The organism is Agromyces selenitireducens (assembly GCF_052748465.2).
Genome location: NZ_CM188259.1, coordinates 1,342,684 through 1,362,611 on the forward strand (window position 1 = coordinate 1,342,684; position 19,928 = coordinate 1,362,611).

At 74.7% G+C, this 19,928-nt stretch carries 16 protein-coding genes; 9 read left to right on the forward strand and 7 right to left on the reverse strand.

All coding sequences use genetic code 11. The annotated features are described in order from the left end of the window. Nucleotides 1–3,030, forward strand: a complete 3,030-nt coding sequence (locus tag ACULK4_RS06265) for a glycosyltransferase (protein ID WP_445965273.1) — start codon at nucleotides 1–3, stop codon at nucleotides 3,028–3,030. Further along, complete coding sequence (locus ACULK4_RS06270) at nucleotides 2,987–4,456, forward strand: DUF5719 family protein (RefSeq protein ID WP_501043364.1); 1,470 nt, start codon at nucleotides 2,987–2,989, stop codon at nucleotides 4,454–4,456. The genes ACULK4_RS06265 and ACULK4_RS06270 overlap by 44 nt, the downstream gene beginning before the upstream one ends. 12 nt (nucleotides 4,457–4,468) lie before the next feature. Here ACULK4_RS06270 and ACULK4_RS06275 read toward each other — a convergent pair whose 3' ends face one another. Beyond that, entirely contained in the window at nucleotides 4,469–4,909 is a 441-nt protein-coding gene (locus ACULK4_RS06275) for a hypothetical protein (protein ID WP_445965275.1), read from the reverse strand. 45 nt (nucleotides 4,910–4,954) lie between these two features. On the opposite strand from ACULK4_RS06275, the gene ACULK4_RS06280 reads away from it, so the two are divergent. Genes ACULK4_RS06280 through ahcY form a run of 3 tightly spaced genes read left to right on the forward strand, consistent with a single transcriptional unit; the run spans nucleotide 4,955 to nucleotide 8,152 of the window. Beyond that, nucleotides 4,955–5,170, forward strand: a complete 216-nt coding sequence (locus ACULK4_RS06280) for a DUF3499 family protein (protein WP_445965276.1) — start codon at nucleotides 4,955–4,957, stop codon at nucleotides 5,168–5,170. After that, nucleotides 5,167–6,609, forward strand: a complete 1,443-nt coding sequence (locus ACULK4_RS06285; protein WP_445965277.1) for a phosphomannomutase/phosphoglucomutase — start codon at nucleotides 5,167–5,169, stop codon at nucleotides 6,607–6,609. Before ACULK4_RS06280 ends, ACULK4_RS06285 begins: the two co-directional genes overlap by 4 nt. 55 nt (nucleotides 6,610–6,664) lie before the next feature. Then, complete coding sequence (gene ahcY, locus ACULK4_RS06290; protein WP_445965278.1) at nucleotides 6,665–8,152, forward strand: adenosylhomocysteinase; 1,488 nt, start codon at nucleotides 6,665–6,667, stop codon at nucleotides 8,150–8,152. 55 nt (nucleotides 8,153–8,207) lie between these two features. Here the strand turns inward: ahcY and ACULK4_RS06295 are convergent, their stop codons facing one another. Next, entirely contained in the window at nucleotides 8,208–9,053 is an 846-nt protein-coding gene (locus ACULK4_RS06295) for an RDD family protein (RefSeq protein WP_445965279.1), read from the reverse strand. Nucleotides 9,054–9,070: 17 nt separating this feature from the next. Here ACULK4_RS06295 and ACULK4_RS06300 point away from each other — a divergent pair, with 17 nt between their 5' ends. After that, the gene (locus ACULK4_RS06300; protein WP_445965280.1) at nucleotides 9,071–10,066 is read left to right on the forward strand and encodes a stage II sporulation protein M; all 996 of its coding nucleotides are present in this window, start codon (nucleotides 9,071–9,073) and stop codon (nucleotides 10,064–10,066) included. A gap of 20 nt (nucleotides 10,067–10,086) precedes the next feature. Here the strand turns inward: ACULK4_RS06300 and ACULK4_RS06305 are convergent, their stop codons facing one another. From ACULK4_RS06305 to ACULK4_RS06325, 5 genes are read right to left on the reverse strand one after another with little or no spacing between them, the layout of a single operon-like run. After that, on the reverse strand, nucleotides 10,087–11,421 hold the full coding sequence (locus ACULK4_RS06305) for a DUF58 domain-containing protein (RefSeq protein ID WP_445965281.1): 1,335 nt from the start codon (nucleotides 11,419–11,421) through the stop codon (nucleotides 10,087–10,089). A 2-nt stretch (nucleotides 11,422–11,423) separates the two neighbouring features. After that, on the reverse strand, nucleotides 11,424–12,410 hold the full coding sequence (locus ACULK4_RS06310) for an AAA family ATPase (protein ID WP_445965282.1): 987 nt from the start codon (nucleotides 12,408–12,410) through the stop codon (nucleotides 11,424–11,426). Beyond that, complete coding sequence (locus ACULK4_RS06315) at nucleotides 12,407–13,678, reverse strand: DUF4350 domain-containing protein (protein ID WP_445965283.1); 1,272 nt, start codon at nucleotides 13,676–13,678, stop codon at nucleotides 12,407–12,409. The genes ACULK4_RS06310 and ACULK4_RS06315 overlap by 4 nt, the downstream gene beginning before the upstream one ends. Then, nucleotides 13,675–14,358 (reverse strand): DUF4129 domain-containing protein, encoded by a 684-nt coding sequence (locus ACULK4_RS06320; protein WP_445965284.1) that lies wholly within the window; start codon nucleotides 14,356–14,358, stop codon nucleotides 13,675–13,677. The genes ACULK4_RS06315 and ACULK4_RS06320 overlap by 4 nt, the downstream gene beginning before the upstream one ends. Then, complete coding sequence (locus ACULK4_RS06325) at nucleotides 14,349–15,662, reverse strand: DUF7847 domain-containing protein (protein WP_445965285.1); 1,314 nt, start codon at nucleotides 15,660–15,662, stop codon at nucleotides 14,349–14,351. Before ACULK4_RS06325 ends, ACULK4_RS06320 begins: the two co-directional genes overlap by 10 nt. Before the next feature lie 128 nt (nucleotides 15,663–15,790). On the opposite strand from ACULK4_RS06325, the gene mtrA reads away from it, so the two are divergent. From mtrA to ACULK4_RS06340, 3 genes are read left to right on the forward strand one after another with little or no spacing between them, the layout of a single operon-like run. Next, a complete protein-coding gene (gene mtrA, locus ACULK4_RS06330; RefSeq protein ID WP_445965286.1) occupies nucleotides 15,791–16,471 on the forward strand; it encodes an MtrAB system response regulator MtrA in 681 nt (226 codons plus the stop codon). Nucleotides 16,472–16,484: 13 nt separating this feature from the next. Then, nucleotides 16,485–18,152: an MtrAB system histidine kinase MtrB gene (mtrB, locus tag ACULK4_RS06335; protein ID WP_445965287.1), complete on the forward strand. Its 1,668-nt coding sequence runs from the start codon at nucleotides 16,485–16,487 to the stop codon at nucleotides 18,150–18,152. Then, entirely contained in the window at nucleotides 18,145–19,833 is a 1,689-nt protein-coding gene (locus tag ACULK4_RS06340; RefSeq protein ID WP_445965288.1) for an LpqB family beta-propeller domain-containing protein, read from the forward strand. Before mtrB ends, ACULK4_RS06340 begins: the two co-directional genes overlap by 8 nt. The last annotated feature ends 95 nt before the right edge of the window (nucleotides 19,834–19,928 follow it).

The following is a 19,928-nucleotide window of genomic DNA, read 5'->3' on the forward strand; positions in this document are numbered from 1 at the left end:
ATGTTCCCCAGAGTCACCGCCGTCCTCGTCGTTCAGCACGGCGGCGACCGCCTCAATGCCACGCTCGACGCCATCCGCGCGCAGCGGCGACCGGTCGACTCGCTCGCCGTGGTGCTCATGCGCAGCGACGAGGCGACCCGAGCCCTCGTGGAGGCGGCCCACCCCGACCGCGTGGTGCAGCTCGAGTCGCCGAGGCCGTTCGGCGAGGCCGTGCAGACCATCGAGTCCACGCTCGACGCGCCCGGCACGGGCGACGATGCGCTCTGGCTGCTGACCGAGGACTCCGCACCCGAGCCGGGTGCACTCGAGGCGCTCGCCGGCGTCCTGTCGACCGCGCGCACGGCGGGCATCGCCGTGCCGAAGCTCGTCGGCTGGGACGATCCCGGGCGCATCCTGCGGTTCGGCCGTTCCGTCACCCGCAGCGGGCGGAGCCTCGCGGTCGTCGAGGACGAACTCGACCAGGGCCAGCATGACGACCTTTCCGACGTGCTCGGCGGCGACGCCGCCGGGATGCTCGTCCGGCACGCGCTCTGGCGGAGCCTCGACGGCCTCGATCCGGCGCTGCCCGTCGTCGACGACGGCCTCGACCTCGGCGTGCGCGCCCGTCTCGCCGGCAGTCGCGTGGTCGCGGTGCCGGCCGCGCGGATCCGCTTCGCCGACGAGGGCGTGGCCGGTCCGGGGTCCGCGACGGGCGGTCGGGCCGCGCGGCGACGCGCACGCGAGGCACGCACGGCCCGGCTGCACCGTCGGCTCGCGTGGGCTCCCGCTGCGCTCGTGCCGCTGCACTGGCTCGCGCTGCTGCCCATCGCGATCGGCCGGTCCGTCCGGCACCTGCTCGTCAAGACGCCCGGCGCGATCCCCGGGGAGTTCCGCGCCGCGCTCGAGGTCATGTCCACGCCGGGCCGCGTCCTCCGGTCCCGCCGGCGTGCGGCCGCGACACGGGCGGCCTCGTGGTCGACGATCGCGCCGCTCCGGATCCGCCGCGACGAGGTCCGGCTTCGACGCCAGCAGGCCGCCGAGGTGCGGCGCCAGCGGGCCCGTGGCCGAGTCGAGGACGCGCAGTTCTTCGCGACCGGCGGCGGCTGGGTGCTCCTCGGGGCGCTCGTCGCCTCGGCGATCGTGTTCGCGCCGCTCCTCGCCGCGGGCGGGATCGCCGGCGGGGCGCTCCTGCCCCTCTCGGACGACGTCGCGACGCTCTGGCGCAGCGCCGCCTACGGATGGCGCGACGTCGGCGGCGGCTTCATGGGAGCCGCCGACCCGTTCGCCGGGATCCTGGCGGTACTCGGCAGCGCGACGTTCTGGAACCCGTCCTGGGCGATCCTCGCGCTCTGGCTCCTGGCCATCCCGCTCGCGAGCCTCGGCGGCTGGTTCGCCGTCGCCCGGCTCACCGAGCGAACCGCCTTGCGCGTGCTGGGCGGCGTGGCCTGGGCGGCCGCCCCGCCACTGCTCGATTCGCTCGCCGCCGGCCGGCCGGGCGCCGTGCTTGTGCATCTCCTGCTGCCGTGGCTCGCCGTGCTCATGTTCGCGGCGGCCACCTCGTGGGCCGCCGCCGCAGCCGCCTCGCTCGTGTTCGCGGCGGTCGTCGCGTGCGCCCCGACCCTGGCTCCGGCACTCGTGCTGGCGTGGATCGTCGCGCTCCCGCTCAGTGGTCGCGCCGCCGTACGGCTCGCGGGGATCCCCATCCCGGCGCTCGCCCTGTTCCTGCCGTTGATCGTCGAGCAGGTCTCCCGAGGCACGCCCCTCGGACTGCTCGCCGACCCCGGCGTGCAGCGGCCTTCGTCGGTCCCGTCCGAAGTGCAGGCCGCACTGGGACAGGCGTCGGCGACCTGGGGGCGCTGGGAGGACGCGTTCGGCGGCCTCGTCGTCACCGCCGTACCCGCACCCGTCGTCGTCGGGGCCGTGCTCGCCCCCCTCGCGATCGCCGCGGTCTCCGTCGTCGCGTCGCGCCGGTGGCGAGGCGGGCTCCTCGCGCTCGGACTCGCCGCGCTGGGCTACGCGACCGCCGTGGTCGCGTCGAGCGTCGAGGTCGCCGCGGCCGGCGACGCCTCGGTGCCCCTGTGGACGGGCTCGGCCCTCAGCCTCATGTGGTTCGGACTCGTCGCGGCCGCCGTCCTCGCGCTCGAGGCGCTGCCGCGCGGCGCTGCGCCCGCCGCCGTGCTCGTCGGCGTGCTCGCCGTGGTCGCGGTCGCGCCGACCCTCGTCGCGCTGGCCCTCGGCCGCACCGCCGTCGGGCCGGCGCCGGAGCGCACCCTCCCGGCCTTCGTCGTCGCCGAGTCGGCCGCCGATCCTCGCGTCGGCACGCTCCGGCTCGAGCCGACCTCGGACGGCGGCATCCGTTCGACCGTCGAACGCGGGAGCGGTGCCACGCTCGACGTGCAGTCCACCCTCGCGGCGACGCGCGACGAGCTCAGCCCGACCACCGAGGCCGTCGCCTCCCTGGCGGGCAACCTGGTCTCGCGCAGCGGGTACGACGCCTCCGCCGCGGTCGAGGAGCTCGGGCTGTCGTTCGTGCTGCTCGGACCGGCCGGCGACGAGGCGGGAGCCGCCGCCGTCGAGCGACGGGCTCGCGTCGCCCTCGACGCGAACGCCGAGGTCGTCCCGGTCGGCGAGACCGACTTCGGGACGCTGTGGCGCTTCACGGACGCTCGCGTGGACGCCCCCGGCGCGCAGATTCCGGAGCCGCCGGCCGAGGCCGGCTGGGTCATCGCCGGGCAGCTCGTGGTGCTCGGCTCGGCGCTCCTCCTGTCGATCCCGACCGGAGGCGGGCGCGAGCCCGACCGGCGTCCTCCGCACCGCCGGCGCACGCGACGCCCCCGACGTCGCGGGCCGCGTCGGCCTGTGGCCGACCGGCCGATCCCCGCCGAGGCGGCGGAGCCCGATGCGGGCCCGGAACCGGCCGCACCGGCGGGTGCCGGCCCGACGACGACGTCGCCGCCGCCCGGACCGGAAGCCGACGAGCGAACGGCGACCGCCGCAGCATCCGCGGATGCGACGAGCAGGGGAGGCGACGACGATGCGCGTCAACCGTAAGGCGCTCCTGCGCGGTGCCGGGCGCACGGCGGCGGCGCTGGCCGTCGCCGGCGCGGCCGCGGCGGCACTGCTCGCCGGCATGCTCGTGCCCCGGCCGACCCTCGCCGTCGAGCCGCCGTCGGCCCTCGTCCAGCCCGCCGAGAGCCGGCAGCTGCGCGTGTGCCCCGGGCCGCTGCTCGAACTCGCGGGCGACGCGTCCGACGCGACGTCGGCGTCGTCGTTCGGCGCGGCCTCGGTCGCGATCTCCGCCGATCCGGCCGACGCGGTCGTCGACCAGTCGCCCATCGAGGCCCCCGACGACGCGGCCGCGTCCGCCGACGGCGGGCCGCTCGCGATCTCGGCGGAGCCGGGCGCCGTCGAGGGGGGCATGCTCGCCGGAGCTCAGGCGCAGCGGGCGTCGGCCGAGTCCGTGTCCGGGCTCGCCGCCGCGGCGTGCGCCGAGCCCGCCGCCGACTCCTGGCTCGTCGCCGGAGCCACCGACGTCGGGCGCTCGGGACTGGTCCTGCTCGCGAACCCCGGCCTCGTCGCGTCCACCGTCGACGTGCGCGTGCACGGCGAGACCGGCCCCGTCGACGCCCCGGGAGCGCTCGGGATCGTGGTGCCGCCCGGAACGCAGCGCGTGGTCTCGCTGGCCGGCCTCGCGCCGAACATCCGCTCCACTGTCGTGCATGTCACGAGCACCGGCGCCCCGATCGCGGCGGCCCTGCAGCACTCGGTCGTACTCGGCCTGGATGCCGCCGGAGTCGAGCTCTCCACGCCCACCGCGCTGCCCGCCGAACGCCAGGTGATCCCGGGATTCACGATCGTCGACGGTCGCGGGGTCGACCCGCAGGACGACCACGCCGAAGGCGACGACCACCCGGCGATCCGGCTCTACGCCCCGGGCGGCGGCGAGGTCGCCGCGACCGTGCGCGTCATCGGCGCGGACGGCACGGAGTCGGGCGCCGTCGACGTGACGCTCGTGGACGGCCAGGTCAGCGACGTCCCGCTCGGCGTCCTCGCCGCGGGCCGCTACACGCTCGTGGTCGAGGCCGACGCTCCCGTCGTGGCGGCCGCGCGCTCGACCGTCCTCCGCGCCGGCGAGGATCCGATCCAGGCCGACCTCGCATGGCATCCCGCGACCGGTCCGCTGCTGGACCGGGCGGCCGTCGCCGTCCCGCAGGCGCCCTCGCCGGTGCTGCACCTGGTGAACCCCGGCGACGAGGCGATCACGGCCACGGTCCTCGTCGGCGCCGCCGAGCAGGAGGTGTCGATCGGCGGGGGCGGAGCGGCATCCGTCGACCTTCGACCGGGTGAGCGGGTCGTGCTCGAGGGTGCGCAGGGGCTCCACGCCGCCGTCACGTTCGGCGAACCCGAGGCGATCGCGGCCATGCCGGTCGCGCCGCCCGGGCCGCTCGACGCACCCGTTCGGGTCTACCCGCAGTGATGCGGCGTCGGTTCAGAGGTGCCGGTAGCGACCGGGTGCGAGCTCCCACGGGTCGCGGTCGAGGAACTCGGCGACCGCACGGAACACGCAGCTCTCGATGAGCAGCCGCTCGTCCTTCTCCTCGCCCTCCTGCGTGCGGAGGAAGCGGACGATCGGCAGACGGAAGAACACGATGCGCCGCTCGCCGCGGTAGACCTTCCAGCGGTCGACGTGGTCGTCGTGGACGGCCTCCGCCGGCGCGTCGGCGACCTGGAACACGACGCCCTCGAGGTCGGGCCAGAGACCGCGCAGGTACGCGGCGGTCGAGGCGACCGTGACGTCGAACTCCTCGATGCGCGTGCGCAGCGGCTCGAGGTGCGGACCGGTGACCGCGGAGCGCATGCCGCGGCCGTGCCGGTCGCGCGAGAGGCGGCGCGCCGAGGCGGGCGTCGCGACACGGCGTGAGCGGGGCATGGAATCCACTGTAGCGGCGCGCCCGCTCGCTACGCTGGGGTCGCCATGAGACGTTGTTCGCGCACCGCATGCGCCGCCGAGGCGGTCGCGACGCTGACGTACGACTACGCCGATTCGATGGCGGTGCTCGGTCCGCTGGCCCTCACTCGGGAGCCGCATTCGTACGATCTCTGCGCCCGCCACGCCGAGCGGACGTCCGCCCCGCGGGGGTGGCAGATCATTCGGCACGTCACTCTCGGTGAGGTAGGGTTCACGGCATGAATCCCCCCCTTTCCTCGGGCGCTCGCGCGCGCCTGAACGCCAGCGTGAAGGCCTATGACATCCGCGGGATCGTGGGGGAGTCGCTGACGGACGACGTCGTGGAGGCGCTCGGTGCGGCGTTCGTCGACGAGGTGGGCGCGGCGGGCGGCCGGGTCGTCGTCGGGCACGACATGCGCGACTCGTCTCCGGCCTTCTCGTCGGCGTTCGCGCGTGGCGCGACGGCGCGCGGTGCCGACGTCGTGGCGATCGGGCTGTGCTCGACCGACGAGACCTACTTCGCGTCCGGCTCACTCGACGCGCCCGCGGCGATGTTCACCGCGAGCCACAACCCGGCGGCGTACAACGGGATCAAGTTCTCGCGCGCGGGCGCGCAGGGCATCTCGCTCGACACCGGGCTCGCCGCGATCCGCGACCGCGCGGGCGACTACCTCGATGCCGGCGGCGTGACGCCAGTCGCCGAGCCGGGCACGATCCGCGAGGCCGACGTGCTCGCCGACTACGCCGGCCACCTGCGTGCGCTCGTCGACCTCCGCGGCATCCGCCCGCTGAAGGTCGTCGTCGATGCCGGCAACGGCATGGGCGGGCTCACGGTCCCCGCGGTGCTCGGCGAGGCCGCCGGCCTGCCCGCCCTGCCCCTCGAGATCGTGCCGCTCTACTTCGAACTCGACGGCACCTTCCCGAACCATGAGGCGAACCCGCTCGACCCGGCCAACCTGGTCGACCTGCAGCGCGCGGTCGTCGAGCACGGCGCCGACCTCGGCCTCGCGTTCGACGGCGACGCCGACCGCTGCTTCGTCGTCGACGAGCGCGGCGAGGCGGTCGACCCGTCGGCGGTCGCGGCCATCGTGGCACTGCGCGAGGTCGCCCGGGTGCGGGCCCTCGGCGAGGAGCACCCGACGGTCATCCACAACCTCATCACCTCGCGCTTCGTGCCCGAGGCGGTGGAGGCGGCCGGCGCCGTCGCGGTGCGCACGCGCGTGGGCCATTCGCTCATCAAGGACCGCATGGCCGAGACCGGCGCCGTCTTCGGCGGCGAGCACTCGGCGCACTACTACTTCCGCGACTTCTGGGGCGCCGACAACGGCATGCTCGCGGCCATGCACCTGCTGGCCGAGTTCGGCGGACAGGCCGCGTCCGCGTCCCTGTCCGAGCTCGCCGCTCGGTTCACCCCGTACGCCATCTCGGGCGAGGTGAACTCGACCGTCCAGGACGTCCCCGCGGCGTACGCGCGCATCGTCGAGGCGTTCACGGGCCGTGCCGACTTCGACGAGCTCGACGGGCTCACCGTGACGGGCGTCACCGCCGAGGACGAGCCGTTCTGGTGGTTCAACGTGCGCCCCTCGAACACCGAGCCGCTGCTGCGCCTGAACGTCGAGGGCGAAGACGCCGCGACGATGGCCGGCATCCGCGACGAGGTGCTCGCGCTCATCCGCGCCTGAGCGCCGCCTCCGGCGGTCGGATGCCGCGGCGCGACCTGATGCGAGAATGGACGCCATGACCCTCGCCACCTCCACCGCGACATCCGCCCTGCCCTTCAAGGTCGCCGACCTCTCGCTCGCCGAGTCGGGGCGCCACCAGCTGCGCCTCGCCGAGAACGAGATGCCGGGCCTCATGGCGCTGCGCGAGGAGTTCGGCGTCTCGAAGCCGCTCGCGGGCGCGCGCATCGCCGGCAGCCTGCACATGACCGTGCAGACGGCCGTGCTCATCGAGACCCTCACCGCGCTCGGCGCCGAGGTGCGCTGGGCGAGCTGCAACATCTTCTCCACGCAGGACGAGGCCGCCGCCGCGGTCGTCGTCGGGCCAGATGGCACGGTCGACGAGCCGAAGGGCGTCCCCGTGTTCGCGTGGAAGGGCGAGACGCTCGAGGAGTACTGGTGGTGCACCGACCGCATCTTCGACTGGTCGGCCGAGGCCGAGGCGGCGGGCGCCGACTGGATCGGCCCGAACATGATCCTCGACGACGGCGGCGACGCCACGCTGCTCGTGCACCGCGGCCGCGAGTTCGAGGCGGCGGGTTCCGTGCCCGTGGCGACGGATGACGCGACGCCCGAGTACCGCGTCGTGCTCGACACGCTGCGCCGCTCGCTCGAGGCGAGCACCGACCGCTGGACGCGGATCGCCGCCGAGTTGCGGGGCGTCACCGAGGAGACGACCACGGGCGTGCACCGCCTCTACGAGCTGCACGCCGCCGGGCAGCTGCTCTTCCCGGCCATCAACGTCAACGACTCCGTCACCAAGTCGAAGTTCGACAACAAGTACGGCATCCGCCATTCACTGCCCGACGGGTTGAACCGTGCCACCGACGTGCTCATGGGCGGCAAGGTCGCGTTCGTGGCCGGGTACGGCGACGTCGGCAAGGGCGCCGCCGAGGCGCTCCGCGGCCAGGGCGCGCGCGTGATCGTCTCCGAGATCGACCCGATCAACGCCCTGCAGGCCGCGATGGACGGCTACCAGGTGTCTCGGCTCGAGTCGGTGGTCGACCAGGTCGACATCCTCGTCACCGGTACCGGCAACAAGGACGTCGTGCGCCTCGAGCACCTCCTCGGGCTCAAGCACCTCGCGATCGTCGCGAACGTCGGCCACTTCGACAACGAGATCGACATGGCCGCGCTCGAGTCGCTCGACGGGGCCGAGCGCGTCGAGATCAAGCCGCAGGTCCACGAGTGGCGCCTCCCGAACGGACGCAGCGTGCTCGTGCTCAGCGAGGGGCGCCTGATGAACCTGGGCAACGCGACCGGCCACCCGTCGTTCGTGATGTCCAACTCGTTCGCCAACCAGGTGCTCGCGCAGATCGAGCTGTGGACCCGGCCCGAGGAGTACCCGGTGGGCGTCTACGTGCTGCCCAAGCACCTCGACGAGAAGGTCGCGCGACTGCACCTCGATGCGCTCGGGGTCGAGCTCACGGTCCTCACTCCGGAGCAGGCCGCGTATATCGGCGTGCCCGTCGACGGGCCGTACAAGGTCGACCACTACCGGTACTGAGTGCCGCGCAGCGTCTCGTGCGGGTCGAGGAGCCGCGCCGCGGGCGTCGCGCGACCTACCGCTCGGGGAAGCCGATCGGGCGGGACTCGAGCACCGGCCGCAGTGCATCGATCCGCCGCTGCTCGAGGGCGAGTGCGGCCAGGTCGCGCTCGCGCCGGAGCGCGGCGACGCCGGCGAGGAACAGTTCGGGCTCGGCGGCCGGCACGGGCGAGACGTACGGCGCGACCTCGGCTGCGAGCGACTGCGCGACGCGGTGGCGGCTCGCGGGCGCGAGGTGGGCGGCATTGCGGAAGAACGACGCGACGCGGCGTGCGAGCGGGTCGGGCAGCCGGCCGACGTCGGCCACGGCGGCCCAGCCGGCGAGCGGCGCGGGCACGCCGAACGCGAGCGGCTCGTAGCGCGGCACCCGCTCGACCTGGCCGTGCGTGCCCGCGAGGATGTCGCCGAGCCGCTTGGAATCGGGGTTCAGGAAGCCGACGAGGACGGCGAGCCCGCCGAGGGTGAGCCAGATCTCGAGCACGCCGACCAGTGCGCGGATGAGTGCGTGCCGGAACCCGATCGCGCCGCCGTCGTCGCGGACGACCCGGATGCCGAGCGCGAGCTTGCCGAGCGAGCGGCCGCGACTGGCGGTCTCGACGGTCGTCGGCAGCACGACGAGGAGCGCGACGATCACCGCGACGCCGAGTGCGCGGCCGGCGGCCGCATCGAGTTCGAGGCCCGCGATCGCGAGCAGCGCCGCGAGGCCGAGCGCAACGGTCACGACCACGTCGATCGCGGCGCCGCCGGCCCGCATGACCGCGCTCGCGGGGCGCACGTCGAGCGCGACGGCCTCGCCCGTGAGCACGGCCTCGTCGTCGGGGCGCACGCTCGCCGACCGGACTGGGGCGGTCGGTTCCGGCATGGCTAGTATTCAAGCAGATGGACCTCGACGCGCTCGCCTCAGCCCGCCACGACGACTGGCAGCGGCTCGACGCACTCTCACGCGGCAGTCGGCTCGACGGCGAGCGCGCCGACGAGCTCATCGAGCGCTACCAGGCCGCCGCGTCCGACCTGTCGCTGGTGCAGGCGACGGCGGGGTCGACGTCGCTCGGCGACCGGCTCTCGGTGTCCCTCGCGCGGGCCCGGCTCCGCTTCACCGGCGCGCCCGAGGACCCGCTCCGCCAGTTGTCGCGCTTCGCGCTCGTGCACCTGCCCGCCGCGCTGTACCGGGTTCGGTGGCTGACGCTCGCCGTGGCGGCCGCGACGTTCGTGGTTGCCGGACTGTACGCGGCGTGGGCCCTCGCCGACCCGCGCGTGCTCGTGAACGTCGGCACCGAGGAGGAGCTCCGCCAGATCGCCGAGGAGGGCTTCGTCGCCTACTACTCCGAGAACCCGGCCGCGTCGTTCGCCGGGGCGGTGTGGACCAACAACGCCTGGATCGCCGCCCAGTGCGTCGCGTTCGGCATCACGGGCGTATGGGTGCCGTGGGTGATCCTCCAGAACGCCCAGAACCTCGGCGTCACCGCGGCGGTGATGTTCGCCTACGACGAGGCCGACACGTTCTTCCTCTACATCGCCCCGCACGGCCTGCTCGAACTGACCTGCGTCTTCGTCGCCGCGGCGGCCGGCCTGCGCATCTTCTGGGCCTGGGTCGCGCCGGGGGCGCGCACGCGCGGGCAGGCGCTCGCCGAGGACGCCCGGGCGCTGTTCACGATCGCGGTCGGGCTGGCGTTCTTCCTGCTCGTCGCCGGACTGGTCGAGGGGTTCGTGACGCCCGCACCGTGGCCGTGGCCCGTGAAGATCGGCATCGGCGCGCTGGCGCTGGCGTGGCTGCTCGTGTGGATGCTCGTGCTCGGCCGCCGGGCCGCGCTCGCGGGCGAGACCGGTGACCTCGCGGCGTTCGACGCGGGCGCTCGGCGGGCCGTCGCCGGCTGAGCACCGGCCCCCGGCCGAGATCAGAGCTGCCCGGCGGCCTTCAGCGCGAGGTAGTGGTCGGCGAGGGCGGGGGGCAGCTCGTGCGGCGACGCACTGACCGTCGAGCCGCCGAGGCTGCGGATCGCCGCGGCGACCCGGTCGGCATCGAGTCGCGACCGCTCGGCGGCGGCGGCGGCGTACACGTCGGCGAGCTCGTCGCGCCGTCCGACCGCGTCGGCGAGAGCCGGGTCGGCGACGGATGCCACGACGACATTGTGGCGCGCCGTGAGCTGGGGCAGCGCCGCGAGCAGGCCCCTGGCGCTGCCGGGGGAGTCGGCGGCCGTCAGGAGCACGACGAGTGCGCGGCGGCTCGTGACGCGGCGCACCTGGGCGGGAAGACCGGTCCAGTCGGCCTCGACGAGCTCGGCGTCGATGCCCGCCATCGCGTCGACCATGCGCCCGAGCAGCGCAGGTCCGCTCGCGCCGTGCACCCGCCCGCGGAGCCGGCGGTCCCACGCGAGGAAGTCGACGCGGTCGCCGGCGTGGCTCGCGAGCGCGGCGAGCAGCAGCGACGCCTCGAACGCGGTGTCGAGCCGGGGCTCGTCGCCGATGCGCGCGGCGGCGGTGCGCGAGGTGTCGGCGACGATCACGATGCGCCGGTCGCGCTCGGGGCGCCAGGTGCGCACCATGAGCCTCATCGAGCCGGGCTGCTCGGGATCGGAGCGGCGGGCGGTCGCCCGCCAGTCGATCGAGCGCACGTCGTCGCCGCGGACGTACTCGCGGAGCGAGTCGAACTCGGTGCCCTGGCCGCGGATGAGCAGCGGCGTGCGGCCGTCGAGCTCGCGCAGGCGCGTGATCCGCGACGGCAGGTGCGCGCGCGAGTGGAACGGCGGCAGCACGCGGAGGCGCCCGGACGCGGCGAGCGTCGCCTGCCGCGACCACAGCCGCAGGGGGCCGTGCGATCGGACCGTGACCGCGTCGGTGCGCCGGTCGCCGCGGCGCGTGGGGGTGAGGCGCTGCACGATCCGGCGGCCCTCGCCGGGCGGCACGTCGACGCCGGCCCGGTTGCGGCCGTGCACGCCGGCGGACGGCGACCAGCCGTCGCGCACGGTGGCGCGCAGCATCCGTTCGCCGAGGTTGCGGACGACCAGCACGGACTCGGCCGTCTCGCCGAGCCGCAGGCGGTCGGGCAGGTCGCGCGTGAGGGCCACGCGGCGGGGCGAGGCGGCGAGCGACAGGTCGAGCGCGCCGAGCCCGACCGCGAGCACGAGCCACCCGGCGAGCGCCGCCCAGGCCGCTCCGGCGTCGCCGCCGAGCAGGACGACGGGCACGACGCCGAGGGCGACGAGGATGGTGAACCGGCCGGTGACGGTCATCGCTACAGCGGCACCTGCACCTGCTGCACGATGCCGCGCAGCACCTGGTCGACGGACACTCCCTCGAGCTCCGCTTCGGGCCGCAGCTGCACGCGGTGCCGCCACACGGGCAGCAGCATCGCCTGCACGTGGTCGGGCGTGACCTTCTCGAAGCCCGTGAGCCACGCCCACGCCTTCGCCGCGGCGAGGAGCCCCGTCGCGGCGCGCGGGCTCACGCCGAGGCGCATCGAGGGGCTGCGCCGGGTCGCGCGCGCGAGGTCGACGACGTAGGCGAGCACGTCGTCGCCGACGCCGACGCGTCCGGCTGCGGCGCGCGCGGCGGTGAGCTCGGCCGCCCCGAGCACGGGCTCGACGCCCGCCGCCGCGAGGTCGTGCGGGTCGAACCCGTCGGCGTGGCGGCGCAGCACCGAGACCTCGGCGTCGCGCTCGGGCACGTCGAGCACGAGCTTCATGAGGAACCGGTCCAGCTGCGCCTCGGGCAGGTCGTAGGTGCCCTCGTACTCGATCGGGTTCTGGGTGGCGGCGACGAGGAACGGCGCGGGCAGCGGCCGGGTGACGCCGTCGACCGAGACCTGGCGTTCCTCCATTGCCTCGAGCAGGGCCGACTGGGTCTTGGGCGGTGTGCGGTTGATCTCGTCGGCGAGCAGCAGGTTGGTGAACACGGGCCCCTCGCGGAACGCGAACTCGCCCGAGCGCGGATCGTAGGCGAGCGACCCGGTGATGTCGCCCGGCATGAGGTCGGGCGTGAACTGCACGCGGCGCGTCTCGAGCCGGAGCGTGCGGCTGAGGGTGCGAACGAGCAGGGTCTTCGCGACGCCGGGCACGCCCTCGAGCAGCACGTGGCCGTCGGCGAGCAACGCGATGATGAGGCCGGTCACGGCGCCGTCCTGGCCGACGACGGCCTTGCCGACCTCGGTCCGCACGCGGTCGAGTGCGGTGCGCAGTTGCGCGTCGTCGTGCGGCGCGTCGTCGTGGTGCGGGTCGGTCATGGTCGCCTTCCTGTCGGTGCGGGAGCGTCGGTGGGGCCGGGGCGAAGCGCGGAGCGGACGCGGCGTTCGAGGTCGGCGAGATCGCGAGCGAGCGCCACGAGGTCGCGGTCGCCGTGGGGCAGGTCGTCCACGAGCAGGCGGCGAACGGATGCCGCGTCACGGACGCTCGCGCCGGCCGCGCCCGCGACCACGAGGTCGACGTGCGCCGACCGCGGCAGCCGCAGCAGGTCCTGCAGGCGCCGGATCGTGCCGATGCGCAGCTGGTCGAGCGCTCGGGCCCGCGCGGACGAGCGCGCGTAGAGGCGCGCGCGGCCCTCGCCGGTCTCGCCGGCGGGCACGTGCACGGGCAGGTCCTCGACGACGAGCGGGCCGAAGCGGCGCCCGCGCTGGATGCCGGCGGCGATGACGACGACGAGGGCGAGGACGAGCACGGGGCTCACCCATCCGGGCATGAGCTCCTGCATGGTCGGCGCGGCGGCGGCATCCGCGTCGGCCGGACCGGGCAGGTACCAGGCGACCTCGTCGACCGCGCCGAGCAGGCCGATGGCGAGCGCCGCGTTGCCCGACTCGTCGACGGTGTCGTTCGCGAACGGCGCGGTCGAACCCACGAGCGCGACCTCGGCGCCGTCGGGCGCGGTGCCGGTGACGACGGCGAACGCCTCGCCGTCGGCGAAGCAGCCCGCGACGCCGGATGCCGCGGCGTCGGCGTCGACCGTGAGCAGCCCCTGCCCGTCGGACAGCTCGCCCGCGCGTACCGCCGCGCGCAGTTCGCACGTGACCTCGCCGAGCACGCCGTCGGCAGAGCCCGCCAGTCGCACGCCGGGAGCGAGCACCTCGAGCGCGGCGAAGTCGGGTGCGGCGACGACGAGCCGGTCGCTCGCCCGCGCGAGGCGGGCGAGCCCCTCGCGGTCGAGCAGGCCGAGGCCGTCGTGGAGGAACACCGTCGCACCGCCCCGCGCGGCGTGCTCGGCCTCGTCGAGCGTGCCCGCCTGCAGGACGTCGACGCCCTGCGCCTCGAGCACCTGCACGAGCGCGCGGGCGCCGGCGGGCGCGGCGTTGTCGCTGCCCAGCGGCGGGCCGGACGGGCGCGCGAGGCCCTGGATGAACGCGAGCACGAGCGCGCCGAGCACCAGCACGACCGCGAAGACGATCCAGGTGCGGCGTCGGCGCACGAGCGCGCGCAGGCCCGGTGTGAGCGCGCGGCTCGGCGTGCCCGGCCCGCCGGCCGGGGCGGGGACCGTGCGTTCGGCGGGGGACGCGGCGGTCATGCGTCGCCTCCCGCGAGCGGCGCGGCGAGCTCGTCGCTCGCACCGGTGGCCGGTCGCGCCGCCGCCAGGTCGGCCTCGAGCTCCGTGACGCGCCGGTACTGCGCCTCGGTCCCGGGCCGGGACAGGTAGCGGACGGCGTCGAAGTCCGACGCGGCGGACTCGAGTGCGCCGGCGCGGTCGGGGAACGGCCCGGCCGCGGCATCCGCCATGCCGTGCGCGGTGGTTCCCGGATGCACGCGGACGAGCTCGCGCTCGACGAGCGAGCGCACGATCGCGCGGAAGCGCTCCTCGACGGCGAGCGCCCAGTCGCCGGCCGCGGCGGCAGCGGCGGCCGATCGTCGGAGCGCGGCGGCGTCGCGCAGGTCGCCGTCGTCGAACAGCGGCACGGGGGCGCCCGCTCGACGGCGAAAGCGCGGCAGGCCGAACACGAGCAGCGCGATCGCGACCAGCGCCGCCACGACGAGCACCGCGATGAGCGCCAGCGCCGGCATGGGCAGTCCGCCGGCGCCCTCGAAGAGGCCCACGAACCAGTCGCGCACGGCCTGTGCGAACAGGTCGAACGCGGTCGGCTCGGCCGCGCGGTACTCGGGCTTCGCCAGCTCGTCGAGCACCCACCGGCGCGCCTCGGGCGCGTCGGGGTCGAGCGGCGGCTCGAACCGCACCGGGCCGGTCAGGACCACGTCGGGCCGGGACCCGTCGGCGCGGAGCCCGACGTCGCACCGGCCGACGCGGGCACGGCCTCGTACGGGTCGGACACGGTCGCCCCTGCGTCGCGCGCCTCGACGTGGCGCTCGAGCTCGAGGTCGAGCCCCTCGGTCCGCATCCGCAGGTCGATGTAGATGACCGCGATGAGTGCGGCCTGCACGACCGAGGTGATCGCGCCGATGAGGATCGACAGCACGAGCGTGGCGATCGTCGTGCCGATCGAGATGGCCAGGTAGGTGTCGCCGAGGGCCGGGTCGAGGATGCTCGCGAGGATGGTCCCGAGGAACGAGATGGGCTGCACGACGACGTTGGCCGCGAACCCGAGGATGAGGCTGACGAGCACGATGAGCCCGAACGTGCGCCAGAAGTTGCCGTTCGTGAGGGTCCACGACCGCCGCATCGCCTGGCCGATCCCGGCGCGCTCGAGCACGATGACGCTCGGCACGAGTGCGAGCTTGGTGCCGATCCATGCGCCGAGCACCGCGAGCCCGAGGGCCGCGACGAACGCGACGAGGCCCGCGATGACCGCGGCCTCCGGGGAGATGAACGCGGCGGCGACGACGCCGCCGACCAGCACCCCGAACGCGATCATCACGGCGGCGCCGACGAGCAGGGTCCACCCGATGAGGGGGCCGATGCGCCGCGCGGCGCGGCGCCACAGAGCGCCGAACGTGAGCTTCTCGCCGATCGTGCCGCTCGCGACCTCGACGACCATGACGCCCTGCAGGAAGGCGGCCGCCACGACCGACACGGCGATCGGCACGAGCGAGAGCAGGATCACCCAGCCCACCGCGCCCGACAGGACCGCGTCGAGGTCGGATTCGCTCGCGGTCTCGACGCGGCCGAAGATCCAGACGAACAGCGGCACGAACACCGCCGCGGAGGCGATGGCCGACACGAGCTGCACGACGAGGCCCGTGCCGAACACGGGGGCGGGATTGCGGCGCAGCGTGCGGAACGGCGCCCACAGCAGGGTGCCGAACGACATCGGGCGCAGGGGGAGGAGGCCGGGCCTGGGCGGCGGGGTCCATGCGGCCGGTCCGGGCATGCCGTAACCGGGCTGCGCGCCATAGCCCGGCTGGGGGCCGTAGCCGGGCTGCGCGCCGTACGGCGGGGGAGCGGACGGCGGAAGGGGCGGCGGCATCGGCGGCGCCGATCCGGGCGCGGCCGCGGGAGCCGAGCCCGCCTGCGAGGCGGAGTCGGGGCCGTAGGGCGTGCCCGCGGCATCCGTGGCGTCGTCGCGGTCGCCCGCGGGCGGCTTCCAGTCGTGGTCGGGCACGGTGCCAGCGCTCCTTCTCCGGGGGATTCCCCAATGCTGCCACAGGCCGGCCCGCCCGGCCGGTCCGATGCGGCGACCGACTACGCTGGATCCACTGGTTCCCAGCCGGCACCCACGGAGAGCAACGGATGACGCCACGCGTACTCGTCGTCGACGACGACACGGCCCTCGCCGAGATGATCGGCATCGTGCTGCGCACCGAGGGGTTCGACCCGTCGTTCTGCGCCGACGGTTCGGGCGCGCTCGCCGCGTTCCGCGAGTCGAAGCCCGACCTGGTGCTGCTCGACCTCATGCTCCCGGGGATGGACGGCATCGAGGTCTGCGGCCGGATCCGCGCCGAGTCCGGCACGCCGATCATCATGCTCACGGCGAAGAGCGACACGTCCGACGTCGTGCGCGGGCTCGAGTCCGGTGCCGACGACTACATGGTCAAGCCGTTCAATCCGAAGGAGCTCGTCGCACGCATCCGTACCCGGCTGCGCCCCGCGCCGGAATCGACGGTCGAGACGATCTCGATCGGCGACCTGGTCATCGACGCCGCCGGCCACGAGGTTCGCCGGGGCGACGAGCGCATCAACCTGACCCCGCTCGAGTTCGACCTGCTGCTGACGCTCGCCTCGAAGCCGCAGCAGGTGTTCACGCGCGAGATGCTCCTCGAGCAGGTCTGGGGCTACCACTACAAGGCCGACACGCGGCTCGTGAACGTGCACGTGCAGCGGCTGCGCGCCAAGGTCGAGCACGACCCCGACAACCCGCGGATCGTCATGACCGTGCGCGGCGTGGGGTACCGCGCCGGCGCGACCACCTGAGCGGAGCCGTGCGATGACGGCGGCGGCGAATCCGGCGGCGCGTGCCGTCGGGTGGGGGCGCGCGCAGGCCCGCCGCCTCGGCACGCTCTGGCGGCGCTCGCTGCAGTTCCGCACCGTGCTCATCACGCTGGGCCTGTCGAGCCTGGCGATCCTCGTGATCGGCTTCACGATCTCGTTCACCGTCGCATCGAACCTGTTCCAGGACCAGGTCGACCGCGTGCTCGCGTCGTCGGCGACGGCGTCCGTCGCGGCCCAGCTCCTGCTCGAGGCGTCGGATGCGTCGGACCGGGCGTCGGTGCAGGCGGTGACGAGCTCGGCGCTCCAGACTGTCACGGGCGTGTCCGGCAGCGCCGACATCGCGCTGTTCCGGGCGCCCGGCACGACGCCGGCGGCGATCGCCCCGCCGGACTTCCTGAGCCCCGATCTCGGCGGGCGGATCTCCGCCGACCTGCGCGAGCGCGTGCAGGCCAACCCGGACGGGCAGTACTGGCAGTCCGTCGAACTCGTCGACGGCCGGGGCGGATCAGTGCCGGGGATCGTCGTCGGCTCGCAGCTCGAGATCCCCGGTGCCGGCTTCTACGAGCTCTACATCGGCTACGACCTCGCCGACGCAGCCCAGACGCTGTCCTTCATGCAGGCGACCGGCGCCGTCGGCGCGGTCGCCCTCATCGCGATGCTCTCGGCGATCACGCTCCTGGTCGTGCGCTGGGTGATCGAGCCCATCCGTGCGGCTGCGGCGACGAGCCGCCGGCTGGCGGCGGGCGACCTCGGCGTACGACTGCCGGTCAGGGGCGAGGACGAGCTGGCCACGCTCGCGGCATCCTTCAACGGCATGGCCGACACCCTGCAGTCCCGAATCCGCGAGCTGGCCGAGCTGTCGGTCATGCAGCAGCGCTTCGTGTCGGATGTCTCGCACGAGCTCCGCACGCCGCTCACGACCATCCGGCTCGCCGGCGACGTGCTCGACGGGCAGCGAGACGACTTCCGGCCGGCCACGGCGCGCACCGTCGAGCTGCTGCGGACGCAGACCGAGCGCTTCGAGAACCTGCTCGCCGACCTGCTCGAGATCAGCCGGTACGACGCCGGCTCGGTGGAGCTCTCGACGGAGCCGACGAACCTCGTGCACCTCGCGGGCGAGACGATCGAGTCGATGCACCAGCTGTCGGCCGAGCGTGGCAGCGAACTGCGGCTCGATGCGCCCGGGGGGCATCTCGACGCCGACGTCGACCCGCGTCGCATCCGCCGCATCGTGCGCAACCTCCTGGGCAACGCGATCGAGCACGGCGAGGGCCGACCGATCGTCGTCTCCGTCGACAGCAACGAGTCGGCCGTCTCGCTGTCGGTGCGCGACTACGGGCTCGGGATGACCGAGGAGGACGCCGCGCACGTCTTCGACCGGTTCTGGCGCGCCGATCCGAGCCGCCGTCGCAGTATCGGGGGCACGGGCCTCGGCCTCGCGATCTCGCTCGAGGACGCGGTCGTGCACGGCGGGACGATCGACGTGTGGTCGAGGCAGGGGAGGGGCACCGTGTTCCGGCTCACGCTGCCGCGCCGTCGCGGTGTCGGGCCGATCGTGCCGCCGCTGCCGCTCGAGCCCGACGACCCGGACGCGACCGGGCCCGGAGCGCCGGCCGCGCACCAGACCGACACCGCCGCCGTCAGGGAGGTCCACGATGCGTAGCACCGCCCGTCACGTCGCCGCGGTCGTCGCGGCCGCGCTCGTCGCCGCGCTCGCCGGCTGCGCCTCGATCCCGTCGAGCGGCACCGTCAATCCCGGCGTGGCGCGACCGGCCGAGCAGCCGGTCGACCTCGACGTGCTGGTCCGCAAGCCGCAGGGCGGCGAGACGCAGCAGCAGATCCTCGACGGCTTCATCGAGGCCGCGGCGAGCCCGCGCGGCAACTACGAGATCGCGCGCGAGTACCTGACCCCTGCCTTCGCGGGGGAATGGGCCTCCGATGCGGGGACGATCATCGACGTCCTCGCCGATCGGAGCTTCAGCCAGCTCGGCGAGAACGCGATCCGCGTGCAGACCGTGCCCTCGGGGACCCTCGCGCCGAACGGCCAGTACCTCGAGGCGGCCACCACCGCGCCCGTGCAGCTCGAGTACGGCTTCGAGCAGGTCGACGGCGAGTGGCGCATCTCACGCGCGCCGGAGGGACTGCTCATCGACGAGACCACGTTCCAGCTGGTCTACCGCGAGTACACCCTCGCGTTCTTCGACCCCCAGTTCCGCTTCGTCGTGCCCGACGTGCGCTGGTTCGCCGGCCGGGAGTCGGCGCAGACGAGCATCGTCCGCGCACTTCTGGCGGGGCCTGCGGAGTGGCTGGCGCCGGGCGTCGTGTCGGCCATCCCGGACGACGTGACGCTCGACCCCGCGACGGTCCCGGTCAACGACGGCGTCGCCGAGGTCTCGTTCGCCGGCGTGGCCTTCGACAACCTGCTCACCCTGCAGCGCATGCAGTACCAGCTCGAGCAGAGCCTCGCGGGCGTCCGGAACGTGCGGACCGTGCAGCTCTCGCTGAACGGGACGACGCAACAGGTACCCGACCTCGCCGCCGAGCCCGAGCGCACCCAGCGCATCGACCCGCGCGCCCTCGTCTACGACGGCGAGACGTTCGGCTTCCTGTCCGGCTCCGGCGACGAGATCGAGCCCATCGAGGGCGTGTCGGAGCAGGTCGTCGCGCTCGAGCCCACGGGGGCGGCCCTCGGGCCCGGCGACGACGCGGCCGCGGTTCGCGCCGCCGACGGCGTGTGGCTCGTCCGGGCCGACGAGGACCCCGTGCCGCTCGATCCGCGCGACGGACTCGTGGTGCCCGCGCTCGACGTCGACGACGTGGTGTGGTCGGTCCCGGCCGATGCCCCCGACGCGCTCGCCTGGTTCGCGGTCGACGGCAGCGCGTCGGAGCAGATCGCCGTGCCGTGGAGCGCCTCGCGCATCCAGTCGATCGAACTGTCGCGCGACGGCACGCGCATCGCCGCGCTCCTCGCCGACGGCGGGCGGACGCGCGTGGTCGTCGCGTCGGTCCAGCGCGACGAGGCAGGGCTGCCGGTCGCGCTCGGACCCGTCGCGCTCGAGCTCGCGGGAACCTCGGGCGAACCGCTCGACCTCGCCTGGCTCGACCCGGGCACGGTCGGAGTGCTCAGCGCATCGGGGTCCGGGGCGCGCATCGGCCTGCAGGAGATCGGGGCGCCCGACACGGCCGGCGAGGCACCTGAAGGCGCGGTGCAGATCGACGGCGCCAACAGCCAGCGCGACCTGCGGGTGCTCACCATCGACGGCGACCTCGCCACGCGCGCGGGCGTCGGCTGGCAGGTGCAGGACCGCGACGTGCGGTTCATCGCCACGCAGCAGTCCGGCTGAGCCGCGACCCGTCCTCCACAGACCGCCGCGGGTCGACGGTGCGCCCCGGAACCGCGTGCGAACGGAGGTCGCGCCGTGGGCCGGGCACGATGGCC